General features: G+C 73.5%; 14 protein-coding genes and 2 pseudogenes. 11 read left to right on the top strand and 5 right to left on the bottom strand.

The window, feature by feature from the left end; genetic code table 11:
* The 6 genes from ACZ5NH_RS34355 to ACZ5NH_RS34330 all read left to right on the top strand — a co-directional run.
* On the top strand, positions 1-2,529 hold a 2,529-nt coding region (locus ACZ5NH_RS34355), incomplete at its 5' end, for an ALF repeat-containing protein (protein WP_468780894.1).
* A 57-nt stretch (positions 2,530-2,586) separates the two neighbouring features.
* Positions 2,587-2,862: a hypothetical protein gene (locus ACZ5NH_RS34350; RefSeq protein WP_468780892.1), complete on the top strand. Its 276-nt coding sequence runs from the start codon at positions 2,587-2,589 to the stop codon at positions 2,860-2,862.
* A gap of 431 nt (positions 2,863-3,293) precedes the next feature.
* Positions 3,294-4,388, top strand: coding sequence for a ribosome small subunit-dependent GTPase A (gene rsgA / locus ACZ5NH_RS34345; protein WP_468780890.1), 1,095 nt, complete (start codon positions 3,294-3,296; stop codon positions 4,386-4,388).
* 81 nt (positions 4,389-4,469) lie between these two features.
* Entirely contained in the window at positions 4,470-5,873 is a 1,404-nt protein-coding gene (locus tag ACZ5NH_RS34340) for a bifunctional transcriptional activator/DNA repair enzyme AdaA (protein WP_468780898.1), read from the top strand.
* Complete coding sequence (locus ACZ5NH_RS34335; protein WP_468780888.1) at positions 5,870-6,418, top strand: methylated-DNA--[protein]-cysteine S-methyltransferase; 549 nt, start codon at positions 5,870-5,872, stop codon at positions 6,416-6,418. The genes ACZ5NH_RS34340 and ACZ5NH_RS34335 overlap by 4 nt, the downstream gene beginning before the upstream one ends.
* Positions 6,419-6,784: 366 nt before the next feature.
* Entirely contained in the window at positions 6,785-7,975 is a 1,191-nt protein-coding gene (locus ACZ5NH_RS34330; RefSeq protein WP_468780886.1) for an SGNH/GDSL hydrolase family protein, read from the top strand.
* A gap of 22 nt (positions 7,976-7,997) precedes the next feature.
* Here the strand turns inward: ACZ5NH_RS34330 and ACZ5NH_RS34325 are convergent.
* Positions 7,998-8,326: pseudogene (locus tag ACZ5NH_RS34325) on the bottom strand (DUF456 family protein); the annotation flags it as partial.
* Between the two features lie 179 nt (positions 8,327-8,505).
* Here ACZ5NH_RS34325 and ACZ5NH_RS34320 point away from each other — a divergent pair.
* Both ACZ5NH_RS34320 and ACZ5NH_RS34315 read left to right on the top strand, forming a co-directional pair.
* Positions 8,506-10,023 (top strand): protein phosphatase 2C domain-containing protein, encoded by a 1,518-nt coding sequence (locus ACZ5NH_RS34320; protein ID WP_468780884.1) that lies wholly within the window; start codon positions 8,506-8,508, stop codon positions 10,021-10,023.
* Between the two features lie 474 nt (positions 10,024-10,497).
* Positions 10,498-10,971, top strand: a complete 474-nt coding sequence (locus ACZ5NH_RS34315; protein ID WP_388624102.1) for an ATP-binding protein — start codon at positions 10,498-10,500, stop codon at positions 10,969-10,971.
* A gap of 93 nt (positions 10,972-11,064) precedes the next feature.
* On the opposite strand, the gene ACZ5NH_RS34310 is transcribed toward ACZ5NH_RS34315, so the two are convergent.
* Both ACZ5NH_RS34310 and ACZ5NH_RS34305 read right to left on the bottom strand, forming a co-directional pair.
* Positions 11,065-12,114 carry a DUF2637 domain-containing protein gene (locus tag ACZ5NH_RS34310; RefSeq protein ID WP_388624100.1) on the bottom strand — a complete coding sequence of 350 codons (1,050 nt, stop codon included), beginning with the start codon at positions 12,112-12,114 and terminating at the stop codon, positions 11,065-11,067.
* Between the two features lie 315 nt (positions 12,115-12,429).
* Positions 12,430-12,878: pseudogene (locus ACZ5NH_RS34305) on the bottom strand (iron-sulfur protein); the annotation flags it as partial.
* 146 nt (positions 12,879-13,024) lie between these two features.
* Here ACZ5NH_RS34305 and ACZ5NH_RS34300 point away from each other — a divergent pair.
* Positions 13,025-13,822, top strand: coding sequence for a GntR family transcriptional regulator (locus ACZ5NH_RS34300; protein WP_468780881.1), 798 nt, complete (start codon positions 13,025-13,027; stop codon positions 13,820-13,822).
* A gap of 72 nt (positions 13,823-13,894) precedes the next feature.
* Here ACZ5NH_RS34300 and ACZ5NH_RS34295 read toward each other — a convergent pair whose 3' ends face one another.
* A complete protein-coding gene (locus ACZ5NH_RS34295; RefSeq protein ID WP_468780879.1) occupies positions 13,895-14,662 on the bottom strand; it encodes a hypothetical protein in 768 nt (255 codons plus the stop codon).
* A gap of 167 nt (positions 14,663-14,829) precedes the next feature.
* Entirely contained in the window at positions 14,830-16,503 is a 1,674-nt protein-coding gene (locus ACZ5NH_RS34290) for a PucR family transcriptional regulator (RefSeq protein WP_388624092.1), read from the bottom strand.
* A gap of 342 nt (positions 16,504-16,845) precedes the next feature.
* On the opposite strand from ACZ5NH_RS34290, the gene ACZ5NH_RS34285 reads away from it, so the two are divergent.
* Both ACZ5NH_RS34285 and ACZ5NH_RS34280 read left to right on the top strand, forming a co-directional pair.
* Entirely contained in the window at positions 16,846-17,739 is an 894-nt protein-coding gene (locus tag ACZ5NH_RS34285) for an FAD binding domain-containing protein (RefSeq protein ID WP_468780877.1), read from the top strand.
* Positions 17,739-18,362 carry a (2Fe-2S)-binding protein gene (locus ACZ5NH_RS34280; protein WP_468780875.1) on the top strand — a complete coding sequence of 208 codons (624 nt, stop codon included), beginning with the start codon at positions 17,739-17,741 and terminating at the stop codon, positions 18,360-18,362. The genes ACZ5NH_RS34285 and ACZ5NH_RS34280 overlap by 1 nt, the downstream gene beginning before the upstream one ends.
* Position 18,363 lies beyond the last annotated feature (1 nt).

Below are 18,363 nucleotides of genomic sequence, written 5' to 3'. Positions count from 1 at the left end.
GCCGCCGACGGTGCCGCCCAGGCCGCCTCACAGGCGCGCGACGCGGCCGCGAACGCGGCCGTCGACGCCGGCCAGGCAGGTGCCGCCCGCAAGGCGGCCGAGCAGGCCCGCGACGCTGCGGCCGGCGCTCACGCCGCCGCCCAGGCCGCCGACTCGGCCCACACCGCCGCCGCCCAGGCCGCCGACGCGGCAAAGGCGGCCAGCGGCGCCGGCAGTGACGCCACCGATGCCGCGAACGCGGCCGACCAGGCCAACACCCTGGCCGACGAGGCCGGTTCCCACTCCGCCGAAGCACAGAACGCCGCAGCCAGCGCGCACCGGCACGCCCGGGAAGCGAGCCGTGCCGCCGCCGCCGCCGAATCGCTGGCGCAGGAGGCCGCCTCCGACGCCGGGGACGCGCGCGACGCCGCGAACGACGCCGCCACCCATGCCGAGAACGCCGCCAAGGCGGCCGACGACGCCGCCGCCCACGCCGGGCAGGCCGCGACCGCCGCCAAGCAGGCCGCCGCGCACGCCCAGGAGGCCAAGAAGGACGCCGACGCCGCCAGCGCCGCGGTCGCCAAGGCGCAGAAGGTCCACGACCTCGCGGTCCGTATCGACGCCGAGCAGTTGACCGCCCGTACCAACGAGGCCATCGACCGCGCCCAGGACCTCAAGGCACAGGAGGACCAGCGCACCGCGGCACAGCAGGCGGCCACGCAGCAGGCGAAGGACCTCCAGGCCCAGGCGGCCAAGCTCGCCGACCAGGCGTCCCAGTCCGGTGCGGACCCCGCGCAGATCGCCCCCGAAGCCCGCAAGGTGGCCCTGGCGACCGTGAAGACCAGCCGCTCGTGGAGCCAGTCCGCAGCCCTCGTGGCCCTGGCCGGCTCCGACCAGGACGTGACCGACTACATCCGCACCGGCCGCCAGGAGGCAAGCTCCCAAGACGACCGCGAAGACCTCGAACACCTGGCGGAAGCCGCCGGCTCCGCCGATGTCCGCGCCGCGGCCGCCAAGGCCCTGGACGGTGATGCCGCCACGGTGAGCGCGTTCCTGACCACGGGCCAGTACGAGGCGATGAAGCAGGACATGCGCCTGTACATCGCCCGGACCATCGCCAACGCCGGCCCGATCGAACAGCAGGCAGGCCGCACCGCGCTGAACACCGACACAGCAGACGCCCTGCGCCAGTTCATCACCACCGACGACGCCCAGGCACGCACCCAGGACGAACGCGTCCGCGCCGCCCAGCTCGCCGACCCCAAGAACAGCGGCAGCGGCCCACAGGTCAAGGCCGCGGCGCGGATCGCCCTGGAAGGGCCCGCCGACCTGCTCCACACCTTCATCACCGTCGGCCAGTACAAGGCGCAGCGGCAGGACCAGCTCGGCGCCACGCACGAATCCCAGATCCAGCAGCTCATCGCACAGGCCGCAGGCGTCGCCGCCACCGCGCAGAAGAACGCCGCCGAAGCGGGCAAGGCAGCAGCCACCGCAGCCAAGGCCGCGGCCGAAGCCGCCGACTACGCCAAGCAGGCAGACCAGGCGGCCAAGGACGCCAAGAAGTACGCCACGCAGGCCGACGGGTACGCCACACAGGCCGAGCAGTCCGCCAAGGACGCCGCGGCCTCGGCCACCACCGCCCGCAAGGCCCAGCAGGACGCAGAGAACGCGGCGGCCGCGGCCGTCACCTCCGCCGCCCAGGCCCAGTACTCGGCCACCGCCGCACGCGGCTCCGCCGACTCAGCCTGGACATCCGCCCAGGAAGCCCGTGCCTCGTCCCTGGCCGCGGGCAAGGACGCCACCGCTGCCCAGCAAGCGGCGAACGAGGCATTCCATGCGGAAGTCCTCAAGCGGCAGCAGGCCCAGGCGCAGTTGCGGCGGTGGTACGAGCAACAGAAGCAACAGAGCCAACAGGACGACGATGGCAGTTGGGTACCGGGCTGGCTCAAGGACACCGTCAACACGATCGGCGACTACGGCCAGGCGATCCTCGGTAACTCCGACATCTGGAAGGGTCTGTTCGAGACGGGTGCCGGCGTCTTCGGCGTCGGGGAAGGCGCCACGATCGATGTCGCGGGCGGAGGCCTGTGCCTGACCATCATCGGCTGCCTCGAGGGAGCACCGGCGATCGTCGTGGGTACCGGGATGGCGGGCGCCGGCATCTACGGAATCACCGACGGCATCAGCCGATTCAACAACGGTCTCGGACAGGCCTTGCGCGAGGCTGAGGGAACTCCCCGTTCGGGAGGCCCCCAGATCGACTCGAACGGCTGGCCTGTTCCCACCCAGAGTAACTGCTTGGAGTGTGCCGAGGTCATCAAGGGCGAGGTCGGCGGTGAGATCTACGAGATGAAGGACTCCTTGGGAGCAAGGCTCGGGCCGTCCAAGCGCGACCCCAATGGTCAGTGGCACAATCACTTCCTGGTGGTCAAAGACGGTCGAGCGTACGACGCGTTCACCGGTTCGGAAGGCATGGACCTGGATACATATCGCCAACAATGGCAATACTGGGAATACATTCGCCTCGACGCGCGTCCTGACCTGGGGTAGACGATGGGAATCGAAGAACTCTGCTTCCACCTGAGAAATCGGCGCCGAATGTATCTGATGGACGACCGATTCTCAACGATGGTGGCATTCATCGAGGGGTTCTGCACCGCTCTTGGGAGCTCTCCGCTGAGTGGATTCCAGGACTGGGTCTGCGAAAGGATCCTTGGTGGACGTTCGAGTATCCACTGGGCGTACGTGATCGCCTCGACCAGAGTGCCCGACATCCTCGACGGAAACAGGCCCATCGACCGTATCCCCCGCGAGGTGGAGGGCGACCTGGCGGACCTGACACTTGACCTCGTCGAGGAATTCACGAACCGTCCGACCGCCTGAGATACGGGCAGAAACCTCGGTCTGTTCACCAGGTGACACGCCTGGTGAACAGACCGACTGGCTTTATGAGCGGAATACCAGGTTGCCCACGGTCTTGCCGGGAAGTGCGACAGAGCCGGAGGCGGTGCCGCAGCAGCGCGGCCGGGCCAGCGTTTGTGCCCAGGAGCTTGATACGAACAGCCCGGTTTGTGACCCTGTCAAAAAGGGTTGGTGCCTGACTGCCCGCGCCTCTAGTGTGGGGTTTGCTTCGCGCGGTGGCCGTCGGCCGCCGCTGTCGGCCGAGTGAGGAACGGGAGGTGTGACCGATGACCGTCTCTGTGATGGGCGCTGCCCGCAACCAGAAGATCATCCACTCCATCTCCGTGGTCTCCGGCTGAACTCACCGCGCATCGAACGCGCCTGCCCGGGGCCACCCTTGTGAAGGGTCTCCCTTGACTTCCACCTCTGCAGCGTCCTCCGCGCTGGCTCCCTACGGCTGGGACGAGGCCTGGGCCGACGCGTTCGCCCCGTACGCCGCCGAAGGGCTGGTGCCCGGCCGCGTCGTCCGGGTCGACCGCGGCCAGTGCGACGTCGTCACCGCCGGCGGGACCGTCCGCGTCGACACCGAGTTCGTGGTGCCCCGTGACCCGATGAAGGTCGTGTGCACCGGGGACTGGGTCGCCGTAGACCCCGACGGTGATCCGCAGTACGTCCGCGCGTATCTGCCGCGCCGCACCGCCTTCGTCCGCTCCACCTCCTCCAAGCGGTCCGACGGGCAGATCCTCGCCGCCAACGTCGACCACGCCGTGGTCGCCGTGTCGCTCGCCCTCGACCTCGACCTCGGCCGGATCGAACGCTTCCTCGCCCTGGCCTGGGAGTCCGGCGCCCAGCCCGTCGTCGTCCTCACCAAGGCCGACCTGGTGCCGGACCCGCTCACCCTCGCCCACCTGGTGCAGGACGTGGAGACGAGCGCGCCCGGCGTGCCGGTGCTCACCGTCAGCGCCCTGCACGGCGAGGGGCTCGACGTCCTCGTCGCGCTGGTCGGCTCCGGTACGTCCGTGCTGCTCGGCCAGTCCGGCGCGGGCAAGTCCACACTGGCCAACGCCGTCGTCGGGGCGGACGTCATGGATGTGCGGGCCGCGCGGGACGTCGACGGCAAGGGCCGGCACACCACGACCACCCGCAATCTGCTCACTCTGCCTTCGGGCGGGGTGCTGATCGACACCCCCGGACTGCGGGGTGTGGGCTTGTACGACGCCGAGAGCGGGGTCGGCCAGGTGTTCTCCGAGATCGAGGAACTGGCCGAGCGGTGCCGTTTCCACGACTGCGCCCACGAGACCGAGCCGGACTGCGCGGTGCGCTCCGCCGTGGAGAGCGGCGAGCTCCCCCAGCGCCGGCTGGAGAGCTACCGGAAGCTGGTGCGCGAGAACCAGTGGATCGTGGCCAAGACCGATGCGCGGGTCCGTGCGGAGCTCCGGCGGGACTGGCGGAGGAAGGGCGCCGAGGGGAGGGCGGCGATGGAGATCAAGCGGGGGCGTCGGATGTAGGGCGCACCGGGCAAGCCCACCATCGTCATGTCCGATTCCCGCCAGCCCCATCCCTCGCCCCGGTCCACACTGGAACACGTGATGGACGAAGACACCAGGTACGAGGCGGTGCGGAGCCGGGACGGGCGGTTCGACGGAGTGTTCTTCTTCGCCGTCGAGACCACCGGCATCTACTGCCGGCCCAGCTGCCCGGCGGTGACGCCGAAGCGGCACAACGTGCGGTTCTTCGCGACGGCCGCCGCCGCGCAGCGCTCCGGGTTCCGGGCCTGCCGGCGGTGCCGGCCGGACGCCGTGCCCGGGTCGGCGGAGTGGAACGTGCGGGCGGACGCCGTCGGGCGGGCCATGCGGCTGATCGCCGACGGCGTCGTGGACCGCGAGGGCGTCGCCGGGCTCGCCGCGCGGCTCGGCTACAGCGCGCGGCAGGTCCAGCGGCAGCTCACCGCGGAACTCGGCGCCGGCCCCGTGGCGCTCGCCCGGGCCCAGCGGGCGCACACCGCACGGGTGCTGTTGCAGACCACCGAGCTGCCGGTCACCGAGATCGCGTTCGCGTCCGGCTTCGCCAGCGTGCGGCAGTTCAACGACACCGTCCGGGAGGTGTACGCCTCGACGCCGACCGAACTGCGGGCCGCCGCCCCGCGGGGCAGGGGCGCCTCCCGGGGCCGGGCCGCTCCGGGCGCCGGGATACCGCTGCGGCTCGCCCACCGCGGGCCCTACCAGGCCGCCGCCGTCTTCGACCAGCTCGCGGCGGAGGCGGTAACCGGTGTCGAGGAGGTTTCCGGCGCGCCGGGCGGCCGTACCTACCGGCGCACGCTGCGGCTGCCGTACGGCACCGGGATCGTCGCCGTCGAGGAGCGCACCGGGGCGCCGAGGACCGGTACCGGCACCCGTCCGGGCGGCTGGCTCGACGCGCGGCTGCACCTCACCGACCCCCGGGATCTCACCACCGCGGTGCAGCGGCTGCGCCGCCTGTTCGACCTCGACGCCGACCCGTACGCCGTCGACGAGCGGCTCGGCGCCGACCCCCGGCTCGGCCCGCTGGTCGCCGCGCGGCCCGGACTGCGCTCGCCCGGCGCCGTGGACCCGCCGGAGGCCGCCGTCCGCGCCCTGGTCGGTAAGGACGGCGCGCAGGAACTGGTACGGCGGTACGGCAAGGCCCTCGACGCGCCCTGCGGCAGCCTCACCCATCTCTTCCCCGAGCCGGCCGTCCTCGCCGAGGCCGAGCCGGACGGGCCACTGGGCGCACTGACCGCTGCCCTCGCCGACGGCACCGTACGGCTGGACCCGGGCGCCGACCGGGACGACGCGCAGCAGGCCCTGCTCGCCCTGCCCGCGCTGGACCCGGTCACCATCGCCGCCGTACGCGTACGCGCCCTCGGCGATCCGGACGTCGCCCCGCCCGGCGCCGAGGTGCCGGACGACTGGCGGCCCTGGCGCTCGTACGCCGTCCAGCATCTGCGTGTGGCAGGAGAGTGGAACGACCGATGACAACCGTTTACTGGACCGGACTCGACGCCCCCGTGGGCCACTTGCTGCTCACCGCAGACGCGGACGGGGCGCTCACCTCGCTGTCCGTGCCCGGGCAGAAGGGCGGGCAGAGCGTGCAGGACGGATGGCGGCACGACGCCGGCCCGTTCCGTGCCGCAGCGGACCAGCTCGCCGCCTACTTCGCCGGTGAACTCAGGGAATTCCGGGTGCCGTTGAGTCCACGCGGCACCGAGTTCCGGCAGCGGGTGTGGGCCGCGCTGGACGAGGTGCCGTACGGCGCCACCGTCACCTACGGGGAGATCGCCGCACGGATCGGCGCCTCCCGCGCGGCGGTCCGCGCCGTCGGCGGAGCGATCGGTGCCAACCCCCTGCTGATCGTGCGCCCGTGCCACCGGGTCATCGGCGCGGACGGCTCGATGACCGGGTACGCGGGCGGAGTCGAACGGAAGGTGTGGCTGCTGACCCTGGAGGGCGGGCTCACCGGCTCGGCCCGGTCCGGCGGACTACAACACCTCCCCGGCCGGCCGGGATCGCCTCCTCGCTGAACGTGCGGGCCCAAGTCGTACGGTCCGCCGAGGAGTTCGGCCTCGTCGTGCAGCCGCCGGTCAGAGTCGTACCGTCGTCCTGGACGAGGAAGCCCACGGGGTCCGCCTGCGGCCGGCCGTGCGGGTCGGCCGTGGCCTGCGGCCCGGCCGCTGCGTCGCCGGACAGGCGCGTTCCGCCTCGCCGAATGCGGTCATGAGGCCGGCCGAGCACACCCGCCCGCCCCGCACTTCGACTGCGTGTCCCAGGGCCGCCGTGCCGCGTCCGGCTGCGCCGAGCGGGTGGACCGCCGTCGCGGATGCGGTGGCGCGGCCCGGGCGTGTGGCACGGTCTGCTCCGAGGGGCAACGGGGAAGGGCGGGTGCGGAGATGGCCGGGGCCGGACGGATCCTCGCGGTGCTGTTGCTGGCGATGCTGCCGGCCACGACGGTGCCGGCCGGGGCGGAGCCGGCGGCGCCGCACTGGACGGGCAGCTGGGAGACCGCGCCGTCGGGAACCGTTTCCGCACTGCCCGGCGCCGCGATCCGCAACGTCGTCCACCTCAGCGTCGGCGGTACGGCCGTGCGCATCCGCCTCGGCAACCGTTTCGGCACCGCGCCCCTGCGGCTCGGCGCGGTCACCGTCGCGCTGCGCCGGGGCACCGGCCCGGACGCCGTGCCCGGCACCCTGCGCACCGCCACCTTCCACGGCACCGCGACGGCCACCGTGCCGCCCGGCCAGGACACGGTCACCGACCCGGTGCCGCTGCCCGTCCCGGCCGCCGCCGACCTCCTCGTCACCGTGTACACCCCCGGCGACAGCGGGCCCGCCACCTCCCACCGGACCGCCCTGCAGACCAGCTACGTCGCCCCGCACGGCGCGGGCCGGGCCGCCGACCAGGACGGCGCCGCCTACACCATCCTCATCAGCCGCTGGTACTACGTCACCGGCGTCGACGTCCTCGGCTCCGCCGCGGGCAGCATCGTCGCGTTCGGCGACTCCCTCACCGACGGAAACGGTTCCACCCCCGACACCAACCACCGCTGGCCCGACCGCCTGGCCGAACAGGTCCTCGCGGACCGGCTCGGCGTGCTCAACGCCGGCATCTCCGGAAACCGGCTGCTGCGCGACGGCGTCGGACCGAGGGCCCTCGCCCGCCTGGACACCGACGCCCTGGACCGGGCCGGGGTACGGGTCCTGGTCGTCCTGGAGGGCATCAACGACATCAAGGGCACACCGACGGCCGGCGACGTCTCCGCCTACGCCGCCGCCTACCGCACCCTCGTCGCCCGCGCCCACGCCCGGGGCATCCGGGTCGTCGGCATCACCCTCACCCCGTACCGGGGCTTCGCCGCCTACACGGACGCCCGCGAGGCCGTACGGCAGCAGGTGAACGCCTTCATCCGCACCGGCGGCGCCTTCGACGCGGTCGCCGACGCCGACGCAGCCCTCCGTGACCCGGTCGCCCCGACCCGCCTCCTGCCCGCCTACGACCCCGGCGACCACCTGCACTTCAACGACACCGGCATGGCCGTGGTGGCCGAGACGGTACGGCGGGCCCTCGCCGGATCCCCCTCGTGACCGCTCCCTCGTCACCGCTCAACCCCCACAGCACCGCCCCCAACCAGGCGCCCGCGATCAGCAGGCAGGCGAACGGTTCGGCCGGCACGCTGGAGCCGCCCGAGCGCATCGTCGTACGGAGGGCGGCCATCGCCTCGCCGTGCCCGCCCAGGCGCAGCCGCTCGTGCAGATAGACCCGGCCACGAAGCCCGGCAGGGCGCCCAGCACCGGCAGCAGGACGAAGCCGAGGAACGCCCCGGCGCCCGCGTACACCCCCATCCGCGGTGTGGCGCCGCTCCGGCGGAGCCGGCGCGGGGGCAGGGCCGCGCGCACCGCCGGCGACAGCAGCAGCACCGCGGTGGCGCCCACCAGGGCCACTTGGGATGTCGCCGGGCGGTCCTCCCTGTTGGGTGGGGCCGCCCGGCGGCCATCCGCCCCCTTCCGTACGGCTGTTCACTCCCTCACCCGACACGCCGTTCGACGCCGCCGGGTGCGCCGGATTTTCCCGATGCCCCGTTTTCATGCGGCCCGTGCGGTGGACAATTGGGGGCATGAGCCAGCAGGGGGGAAGGCCCGCCCGTCCTGAGGACGACTGGTGGGGACAGCTGTACGACGACTCCGCCGAGGACACGGGACCCACGGCCGGGCCCGATTCCCTGGACGACCGCTTCGCCTCCGCGAAGCACACGGTGACGGGCCCGCCGGCTACGACACCACCGCACGAGGCCGTGCCGCCGCGTGATCCGGTGCCGCCGCGCGATCCGGCGCCGGGCAGGCGGAACGGAGACGGCGACGCGCGCAGTGCGGACGGTGGCTCGGCCCGGGACGCCGGAGGCGCTGGGGTGACGGACCGAGGAGCGGAAGGCGCGGAAGGCGCGCCGGGAACGGAGTCCCGGGAGCCCGCGGTGCCGACGCAACGCGCGGCCAAGGACCCCGCCGCCCCACCACCCGTCCCACCGCCACCTGTCCCCCCACATCCCGTCCCCCCGGCCCCGGCGCCCGACCGCCCCGACCAGTTCCCGTCGGCGCAAGCAGCCTCCCCTGAGCCGCAGACCCCGTCGGCACCCCCCTCGCCCCCACCCCCCTCCGCCGTCGACTACGTCGGCTCCGGTCCGCCCACCTACGACCCCGAGCCCACCGCGCTGCCGGTCGCCGATCCGGACGGGCTGGGGGAGTTGGTCGCGGACACCGTGCTGGACGGTGCCCGGTACGGGGCCTGCACGCTGCGGGCCGTGTCGTTGCGCGGGGACTCGGCGCGGTACCGGGGCGAGCCGCGCCGGGACTCGTTGCTCACTGCCCGGTTCGGGTCGGGGGAGCAGGCGCTGGTGCTCGTCGCGATGGCGACCGGAGTGCGGGGCACCCCGGCCGCGCATCTGGCGGCGGCCGAGGCGTGCCGGTGGATCGGGCGGGCCGTGGGCCGCAGTCATCACCGGCTCGTGGAGGACATCCGGGCGGCCCGGCGCGGCGACCTGAAGTCGGGTCTGCACCGGCTGACCGACCGCAGCCTCGGCAAGCTCCGTGCGAGCGCCGACGAGCAGGGCATCGACCCGGAGGAGTACACGGCGAGCCTGCGCTGTCTGCTGCTGCCCGCCGACCCCGACTGCCGTACACGCGTGTTCTTCGGCGTCGGCGACGGCGGCCTGTTCCGGCTGCGGGACGGCGCGTGGCAGGACATCGAGCCGACGGCGTCGCCCGCCGACACCACCGGCGATCCCGTCGTCGGCTTCGGCTCCCCGCCCCTGAAAACGTTTGCCGAAACTCCCGAGGGCGACCGGCTCACCATGGACTTCGGCATCCCCACCCCGCCGAGCCCGTACGAACCCGCGCCCGAGCCGCCCCGCGAGCCGTTCCGTTTCCGTGCCTCGGTGGCCCGCCCGGGTGATGCCCTGGTGATGTGCACCGGTGGCCTGGCCGATCCGCTGCGCGGCGAGGCCGCCCTCTGCGCCTACCTGGCCCGCCGCTGGTCCGGCCGCACCCCGCCCGGGCTCGCCGCCTTCCTCGCCGACGCCCAGGTACGGGTGAAGGGTTACGCAGACGACCGTACGGCGGCGGCCGTGTGGGAGGCGTAACCTGCGCCTGATCAACGGCCTGTACGACGCGCACCGCTCCATGGCCCCGGTGCTCGCGCTCGCCTCGTACATCCCGTCGAGCGAGATGGGTCTCGGCTACTTCCAGGAGACCGGCGGCGTCGGCCGTACGGTCCGGATGGCCCGCTCCAATATGGGCAACGTGCCGCGTCCCCGAATCCGGAGGCGGAGGGGCGGATTTCGGCCACTTTCACGGGGTGTGACGGTGTGCCGACGGCCGGTGCCGGGCGCATCTGCCTTGCCGTCCCGGGACGTCCGTGGCGGGCAGAGCCCTGCGGGGAGCCGGCCACCCCGGTGCGGCAGGGCCCGGCGGCCGGCTCGTACGCCGTACAGCCGTGGCCGAACCGCCGGTCGTCGGGCATGTGTGATGACTGCCCGTGTGCGTGCTGGGCATGGATCCCCCGTGAACGTGTTCGACCAGGAGGGGCAGGGTCCAGCGGCGTGCGGGCGGGGGTCATGAAGAGTCAGGCACGAGGGGGCGGTCCCGCGGTCGTCGGGGGCTCCTCGGCGACGACGGGGGAAGAGGCCGGCACCATCACGGAACACGCGCACCGGCTCCGGCGCAGGCTGGGGCGGGCGGATCTGAAGGCGGTGCCCGAGGCCCGCCGGGAGCTGCGAGAACTGCTGCGGCACTGGGGGAAACCGGGCCGTTCGGAGATCGCCGAACTCCTCACCAGCGAACTGGTCACCAACGCGCTCGTCCACACCGACGACGACGCGGTCCTCACGGCGGTCGTGCAGCCGGGCGGACTGCGCGTGGAGGTACGGGACTTCCTGGCCCGCAGACCGGAGCTGAGAGGCCCGGACTCGGACGACGACACCCATGGGCGGGGCCTGGTGCTGGTGCAGTCCCTGGCGGACGCCTGGGGGGTACGGCCGCACGGGGTGGGCAAGGCGGTGTGGTTCGAACTGGGCGCCGAGGCGGCGTGACGCTCCGAAACGGGCCGGGGGTGCGACCCGTGCGGTCACACCCCCGGCCCGTCATGAGCGGTGATTCCGACTGGACTGCCCTGCGCGGCGGTCCTAGCCGAACTGCTGCTCCAAGTCCTTCAGCTTGCGCTCAAGGGAGTCCAGGCGCGGCAGGGCCATGGTGTCGTCCTCGGCGGTGAGGTCGACGGTCACCTGCTCAGCGGACCCGCTGCGGACCGGCTGCAGGGAGGGTCGGGCGCGTACGGGCAGCTGTTCCGCGGTCGATATGGCAGGCTCCGCGGTCGCCGGGGCGGGGCCGCGCTCCACCGCCTGCACCTCGACCTCGACCTGCCGTCCGCCCCGGTTGACGAAGCCGCGGTGGCCCCGGCTGATGGCCTTCAGCTGGGCGCGCTCGATGCGCTGCTGCTCGCGCCGGCGCTGCCGCTGCTCCTCCTTCTGCCGCTTGTCGTCGCGAACCTCATCGACCGCCTCGTCCAGGCTGCGCACGCCCTCCAGGAGCATCAGCGACCAGGCCCGGTAGGTCTCGCGGGGGGCGCGCAGCCAGCGCACGATGCGGATCTGCGGCAGCGGACGCGGCACCAGGCCCTGCTCGCGCAGCGCGGCCCGGCGGGTCTGCTTCAGCGCGCGGTCGAACAGGACGGCCGCCGACAGCGACATACCGGAGAAGAACTGCGGCGCGCCCGCGTGGCCGACGCCCCGGGGCGCGTGCACCCAGTTGAACCAGGCCGCCGCCGCGGCGAACATCCATACGAGGATCCGGGAGCCGAGGGCCGCGTCACCGTGGCTGGCCTCGCGCACCGCGAGGACGGAGCAGAACATCGCCGCGCCGTCCAGGCCGAACGGCACGAGGTACTGCCAGCCGCCGGTCAGCCCCAGGTTCTGTTCGCCGAAGCCGACGAGGCCGTGGAAGGACAGGGCGGCCGCGACCGCCGCACAGCAGAACAGGAGCACATAGGAGGCTGTGCCGTAGATGGCCTCCTTGCGTCTGCGGCGCTCCTCGCTGCGCTCCCACGAGTCGTCCGCGCTCGCGTTCTCCCCGGAGGAGCGCTTGCCGCGCGCGAGCACCGCCACCGCCGCCAGCATTCCCAGGAGCAGTACGGCGCCCGGTAGGAGCCAGTTCAGCGATATGTCGGTCAGTCTCATCAGGGGTCCCTTGCATTGGGATAGGGCGTAACGCCCGCCATAGTGGCCCACTCCCGACCGCCCTCAGGGGGTTTCGGGGCAAGAGGCCGCCAAGGAAGTGCAAGGGAATGCCCTGGGCGGCGTTCTGCTCGAACTGCCGCATGAGGGGCGGGAGTTGAGTTCGAATAAGACTACCCGTACGGGTGGTTCCTCGGAAAGTTCCCGCGACAGGTGAGGAAGTTGTGAATCACCTGCCCGCGGGGCCCGTCCGTCGGTGGCCGGTCCGCCCCGGTGATCCTAATGGACCCGGGACCGTGCTCAGTCCCTGAGGGGGCCTCAAGCCGCCGCGGCGGCCCCGAGTTTCGCGATCCGCTCGCGATGGCTGGTGGGCGGCCAGTGGCACAGGTCCCCTCGGCGCGCACGGTGTGGAACGCGCGGCAGCTCGTCCGGTCCCGGGTGGGCAGCCGCTCGCCGCCCGGGCCGGTCGGCGAGCGCAACGGGGGCGAGCCGGCGTACGGCCGGGCTGCGCCGGGCAGCGGCCGCTCGGGCTCCCGTACTCCTGCCCCCGCCGCACCCGCGGCCCGAAGGCGGCCGGCACGGCTCCGGATGCCCGGCGACGGCCGCCCGCACCTCGGACCGCAGCGCCTCCGCGTCCGGTACGACGACGGCGCCTGGCGGCGCCGCGGCCGGGTCGCCCGGCGGCAGGCGAAGGCGGCGGACCGGCGTACGGCCGTACGCCCGGCGGTGCGGTCGTACGAGACGTGTGTCACGGGCAGCGGGGACACCCAGGCTCCGCCATGGCTAGGTAAGCCTAGCCTTGGCTACTCATCGGTGAATTTGAACTACCGGCTCGGGCGCCTATGGTGCTTGACGGACGAGTGACAACCCACCGTTAATGACCCAAGTGCCGACAAGCCGCCAGGAGGGACCCGTGAAGCAGCGCGCGCAGGGCTCCGCCGGTGCGGGGACGCCGCCCGGTGACGCCCGGGTGCCCGCGCAGCCGCGCCCGGCGGACGCCCCCGACGGCTTCCGTGAGCGGGACACCGCCGTGCCCGCCGCGCGCGCCGCCCGCGGGGAGCACACGCACAGTGAGCGCCCGATTCCGGAGGCCCGGCCGGCGGTGCAGCGCTCCTCGGTGCGCGGGCAGATCCTGGACGCGTTGCGTACGGCGCTGGTGACCGGGGAGCTGAAGCCGGGCGAGGTCTACTCGGGGCCGGTCCTCGGTGACCGGTTCGGTGTCTCGGCCACGCCGGTGCGCGAGGCCATGCAGCAGCTCGCCCTGGAGGGGGCCGTCGAGGTCGTGCCCAACCGTGGGTTCCGGGTGGTCGAGCGGGGGGCGCGGGAACTGGCCGAGCTGGCGGAGGTGCGGGCGCTCATCGAGGTGCCGGTGATGCTGCGGCTCGCCCGGACCGTACCGGGCGAGCTGTGGACCGAACTGCGGCCGCTCGCCGAGGAGACGGTACGGGCGGCGGGCACCGGCTGCCCGGCGACGTACGCGGAGTCCGACCGCGCCTTCCATCGCGCCCTGCTCGCGCTGTCGGGCAACGAGCAGCTGGTCGGCATCGCGGCCGATCTGCACCGGCGCTCGCAGTGGCCGCCGGTTCGGCGGGGCCGGGCGTACCTGGTGGCGGACGCGGCTGAGCACATGGCTCTGCTGGACGCGCTGATCTCCGGGGATGTGGATGGGGTGCGGGGGTTGGTGTCCCAGCACTTCGCCGGGGCCGGATGAGGGATTGCCGGGAGGCACGACCGCCCGCGGCAGTGGCGCCGCGCCGGCCCTCGAGACCGGCCCCACCCGCCCCTACGCCGTAGCCACCCCCGGAGCCGGCGGCGCCAGCTGCCGTGCCAGCCATGTCGGTACACCCCCGAGCAGCCGGAACAACCGTCGCGCCTCCTCCCGCAACCGCGAAGCCTCCGGCTCGGACTCCGCGTCGGCCAGCGAGGCCAGCGCGGGGGCCGTGCCCACCAGATAGCCCAACTCCTCGCGGATCCGCAGCGATTCGGCGAAGCCGTGCCGCGCCTCGGGCAGCTCGCCGTCGCGCAGGGCGAGTCCGGCGAGGTGGCGCCACGTGAAGGACAGCAGCAGCTGATCCGCGTGCGCGGCGGCGCCCGCGTGCGCCCGGCGGTACGCGGCGCGCGCCGCCTGCGGGGAATGGGTCAGGTTCTCCGCGACAAGGCCCCGGCGGAAGTCCAGCAGGGCCCGGCCCGGTGCCCCCGGCGGGATCAGCGCCGCCGCCCGCCCCAGCGCGGCCCGCGCCTCGTCCGCGCGGTCCCGGACGCCGTGCAGCGTTGCCGTGTAGGCGAGTTGGCCGCGCTCACAGGCGGCGGCGCCGCGCTCCTCGTCGGTGTGCGCGAGCGCCTCCGCCGTCCGCAGGGCGTCCTCCGCGTGCTCCCAGCCCCGCTCGGTGTACAGGCACCGTTCGACCAGCAGTGCGGCCCGTTGCAGGGACGTGGCGGGGGTGTCCGGCGGCAGCAGCGCCGCCGCGTCCGCCCAGCAGGCCCGCGAGCGCAACCGCCATACCGCGGTCTGGAGCGGATCGTCACCGGCGGTCGTTCCGTTACCAGACATGGCGGGATACGCCACGTTGCCCTCCCCGAGCACGCCATCGAGCTGTTGAGTGGTGGCGGCATTCCAGCACCAATCGCGGGGCGGGGCCAAGAGGGTGGGTGAAAGATTTCACAAAGTCGTGGGGCGCGGGCGTGACCGGGTTTGGCCGCCGCGCGCCCCCGCCGGCCTCAGCTCATGCGCAGGGCGAGGAAGAAGTCGAGCTTGTCCTCCAGGCGCGACAGGTCCCGTCCCGTCAACTGCTCGATCCGGCCGACCCGGTAGCGCAGCGTGTTGACGTGCAGGTGGAGCCGGGTGGCGCAGCGGGTCCAGGAGCCGTCGCAGTCCAGGAACGCCTCCAGGGTCGGTATCAGCTCGGCCCGGTGGCGGCGGTCGTAGTCCGTCAGCGGGTCCAGCAGGCGCGCGGTGAAGGCGCGGCGGACGTCGTCCGGGACGAAGGGGAGCAGCAGGACGTGCGACGCCAGCTCCTGGTGCCCCGCCGCGCAGACCCGGCCGGGGCGGGCGGCCGCCACCCGGCGGGCGTGCCGGGCCTCCTCCAGGGCGCCGCGCAGCCCCTCCGCGGAGTGCACGGCCGCGCTGACGCCGAGGGTGAGCCGCCCGTCGTCGTGCAGGCCCGCCGAGAGCGTCTCCCGCACCGACCGCAGCAGGGAGTCGGCCAGCAGCCCGGTCTCCGAGCCGTCGTGCTCGGTGGAGACCGCCGGCAGCGGCACCAGGGCGATCGCCTCGTCGCCGGTGTGCGCGACGGCGATCCGGTCGGACGGCTCCGGGCCGGTCGCCTGCGGGTCGACCAGCACTTCCTCCAGGAGCGACTGGGCGACCGGGCCGCCCTCGACCTCGCCGCCGTCCCACTCCACGCGGGCCACCACGACCTGCCAGTGCGGGGCCGCCCCGAGCCCGGGCAGCAGCACCGGGGCGGCCACCCGCAGGCGGGCCGCGATCTCGGCCGGCGCCGCGCCCGTCTGGACCAGTTCCAGCACCTCCTGGGCGAGCCGGCGCCGCACCGTGCGCGCCGCGTCCCGGCGGTCCCGCTCGACCGAGATCAGCTGGGTGACGCCCTGGAGCAGGTCCAGCCGCTCCTCGGGCCAGTCGCCGGCGTCCGCCTCGACGGCCAGCAGCCAGTCCGACAGCACCGACTCGCGCACATCGCGGGCGGCCTGCGGGGAGCGGCCGGAGGAGCGGATCGGGAAGAGGGAGTAGGTGCTGCCGCCGAGCAGGACGCGGTGCGGGCCGCGGCGGCCGGTGCGGGTGGCCGCCAGGTGCTCGGCGGCGAGCCTGGCGCAGGTCTCGGCCGGCAGCGCCGGGCCCGCGACCTTGGAGCCCGCGATCAGCCGGCCGGTCGGGGCGAGCACCCAGGCGCGCAGGTCCAGGTCGGTGCCGAGCAGGTCCAGGACCACGTCCGGGCCGCCGCCCGCCGGGCCCGAGGTCATCATCCGCCGGTGCCGGTCGACCACGGCCGCCAGGTCTCCGGCGCGCTCGCCGGAGACCTGCCGGACGACGTGCTCGGTGATCGTGGCGAAGGCCACCGACTCGTGCACCGCGAACAGCGGCAGCCGGTGTCTGGCGCAGGCCAGGACCAGGTCGTCCGGCACATCGCCCAGCTCCGCCTCACCGGCGGCGAGCGCCGCCACCCCGGCCTGCACCAGGATCCGTACGAACGGCTCGGAGTCGGCGGCGTCCCGGCGCCAGGCCAGGCCGGTCAGCACCAGCTCGCCGCCGGAGAGATAGCGGCTCGGGTCGCGCAGGTCCGTGGTCATGACCCCGCGCACCGACCGGTCCAGTTCCTCCTCGCCGCCGAGCAGCCGCAGGCCCAGCGCATCGGTGTCCAGAAGTGCGCGCAGCCGCATCTCGTCGCCGCCGTTCTATGTCTCGAAACCTACGATGAATCTTGGAGGGTGACGGGGAAGTCACCCGGAACCTGCCCCCGGGAACGCGTTCGGCGGTCCTCCTGCTGTTTCCTGCGTTTCTCCAGGAAAACGGAGAGGTTACCGATGACCTCCGTTCATACGAATCTACAAGATGCTCGCCGTGGCCAGCGAACTCCTTCATGGTTTCGGTGACTGACCCCGCCGGAGCACCGGGCGGTGTACTGAGTCCACTGCGCGTTAACAGCACATGAACGAGCCGCGCCCGCCGCACACGGATTGGCTCAATCTGTACGACCCACGAGACGAAGAAGAGAGCCGGTCATGGACTTCCTTCGCCCCGCCAGCTGGGAGGAGGCGCTCGCCGCGAAGGCCGAGCACCCCACCGCTGTGCCGATTGCGGGTGGCACCGATGTGATGGTCGAGATCAACTTCGACCACCGCCGGCCCGAGTATCTGCTGGACCTGAACCGCATCGGTGACCTCTACGAGTGGGAGGTCGGCGAGGAGAGCGTGCGGCTGGGCGCCTCCGTCCCGTACACCAGCATCATGGAGAACCTCCGTGCCGAGCTGCCGGGCCTCGCGCTCGCCTCGCACACGGTCGCCTCCCCGCAGATCCGCAACCGCGGCGGTGTCGGCGGCAACCTCGGCACGGCCTCGCCCGCCGGTGACGCCCACCCCGCCCTGCTCGCGGCGGGCGCCGAGGTCGAGGTGGAGTCGGCGGCCCGCGGCACCCGGCTGATCCCGATCGACGAGTTCTACACGGGCGTCAAGCGCAACGCGCTCCAGCCCGACGAGCTGATCCGCGCCGTGCACATCGAGAAGGCCGACGGACCGCAGCAGTACTCGAAGGTCGGCACGCGCAACGCCATGGTCATCGCCGTGTGCGCCTTCGGCCTCGCCCTGCACCCCGGGACCCGTACGGTCCGGACCGGCATCGGCTCGGCCGCCCCGACCCCGGTCCGGGCCAAGGCCGCCGAGGAGTTCCTGAACGCGGCGCTCGACGAGGGGGGCTTCTGGGACAACGGGAAGGTCATCACCCCGTCGGTCGCCAAGCAGTTCGCCGACCTGTGCTCGGCCGCCTGCAACCCGATCGACGACGTCCGGGGCACCGCGAGCTACCGCCGCCACGCGGTCGGCGTGATGGCCCGCCGGACGCTGACCTGGACCTGGGAGTCGTACCGCGGCGCCCGCCGCACCACTGAGGGAGCTGCGTAATGCGCGTCAACTTCACCGTCAACGGTCGCCCTCAGGAGGCCGACGACGTCTGGGAGGGCGAGTCCCTGCTGTACGTCCTGCGCGAGCGCCTCGGCCTGCCGGGTTCCAAGAACGCCTGTGAGCAGGGCGAGTGCGGCTCCTGCACCGTCCGCCTGGACGGCGTGCCGGTGTGCTCCTGCCTGGTCGCGGCCGGCCAGGTCGAGGGCCGCGACGTGGTGACCGTCGAGGGCCTGGCGGACTTCGCCAAGCAGCGCGCCGAGGGCGGCTGCGCCTCCGCCGCGTGCGGTACGACCCTCCAGGACGCCCAGCTGGGGGTCCCCCCGGGCGAAGCCTGGAAGAGGCAGGCCAAGGGCACCGACTCCCAGACCGGCGAGGGCGCCATCTCCCCGGGCGCAGCCCTCTCGCCCATCCAGCAGGCGTTCATCGACGCCGGCGCGGTCCAGTGCGGCTTCTGCACCCCGGGTCTGCTCGTCGCCTCCGACGAACTCCTGGAGCGCAACCCGAACCCGTCCGACGCCGACATCCGTGAGGCGCTGTCGGGCAACCTGTGCCGCTGCACGGGCTACGAGAAGATCATGGACGCGGTCCGCCTGGCGGCCGCCCGCCAGTCCGAGGGGGTCTGAC

This window comes from Streptomyces sp. NPDC031426, from assembly GCF_055581585.1.
Note: the sequence above shows the minus strand (reverse complement) of the source record. Positions and strands in the feature narration are given on the sequence as shown.

Bases quoted from the DNA above. Each gene is read 5' to 3' on its own strand.
- ACZ5NH_RS34350 (WP_468780892.1), top strand. From the start codon at position 2,587: ATGGACGACCGATTCTCAACGATGGTGGCATTCATCGAGGGGTTCTGC.
- ACZ5NH_RS34340 (WP_468780898.1), top strand. From the start codon at position 4,470: ATGGACGAAGACACCAGGTACGAGGCGGTGCGGAGCCGGGACGGGCGG.
- ACZ5NH_RS34335 (WP_468780888.1), top strand. From the start codon at position 5,870: ATGACAACCGTTTACTGGACCGGACTCGACGCCCCCGTGGGCCACTTG.
- ACZ5NH_RS34330 (WP_468780886.1), top strand. From the start codon at position 6,785: ATGGCCGGGGCCGGACGGATCCTCGCGGTGCTGTTGCTGGCGATGCTG.
- ACZ5NH_RS34320 (WP_468780884.1), top strand. From the start codon at position 8,506: ATGAGCCAGCAGGGGGGAAGGCCCGCCCGTCCTGAGGACGACTGGTGG.
- ACZ5NH_RS34315 (WP_388624102.1), top strand. From the start codon at position 10,498: ATGAAGAGTCAGGCACGAGGGGGCGGTCCCGCGGTCGTCGGGGGCTCC.
- ACZ5NH_RS34310 (WP_388624100.1), bottom strand. From the start codon at position 12,114: ATGAGACTGACCGACATATCGCTGAACTGGCTCCTACCGGGCGCCGTA.
- ACZ5NH_RS34295 (WP_468780879.1), bottom strand. From the start codon at position 14,662: ATGTCTGGTAACGGAACGACCGCCGGTGACGATCCGCTCCAGACCGCG.
- ACZ5NH_RS34290 (WP_388624092.1), bottom strand. From the start codon at position 16,503: ATGCGGCTGCGCGCACTTCTGGACACCGATGCGCTGGGCCTGCGGCTG.
- ACZ5NH_RS34285 (WP_468780877.1), top strand. From the start codon at position 16,846: ATGGACTTCCTTCGCCCCGCCAGCTGGGAGGAGGCGCTCGCCGCGAAG.
- ACZ5NH_RS34280 (WP_468780875.1), top strand. From the start codon at position 17,739: ATGCGCGTCAACTTCACCGTCAACGGTCGCCCTCAGGAGGCCGACGAC.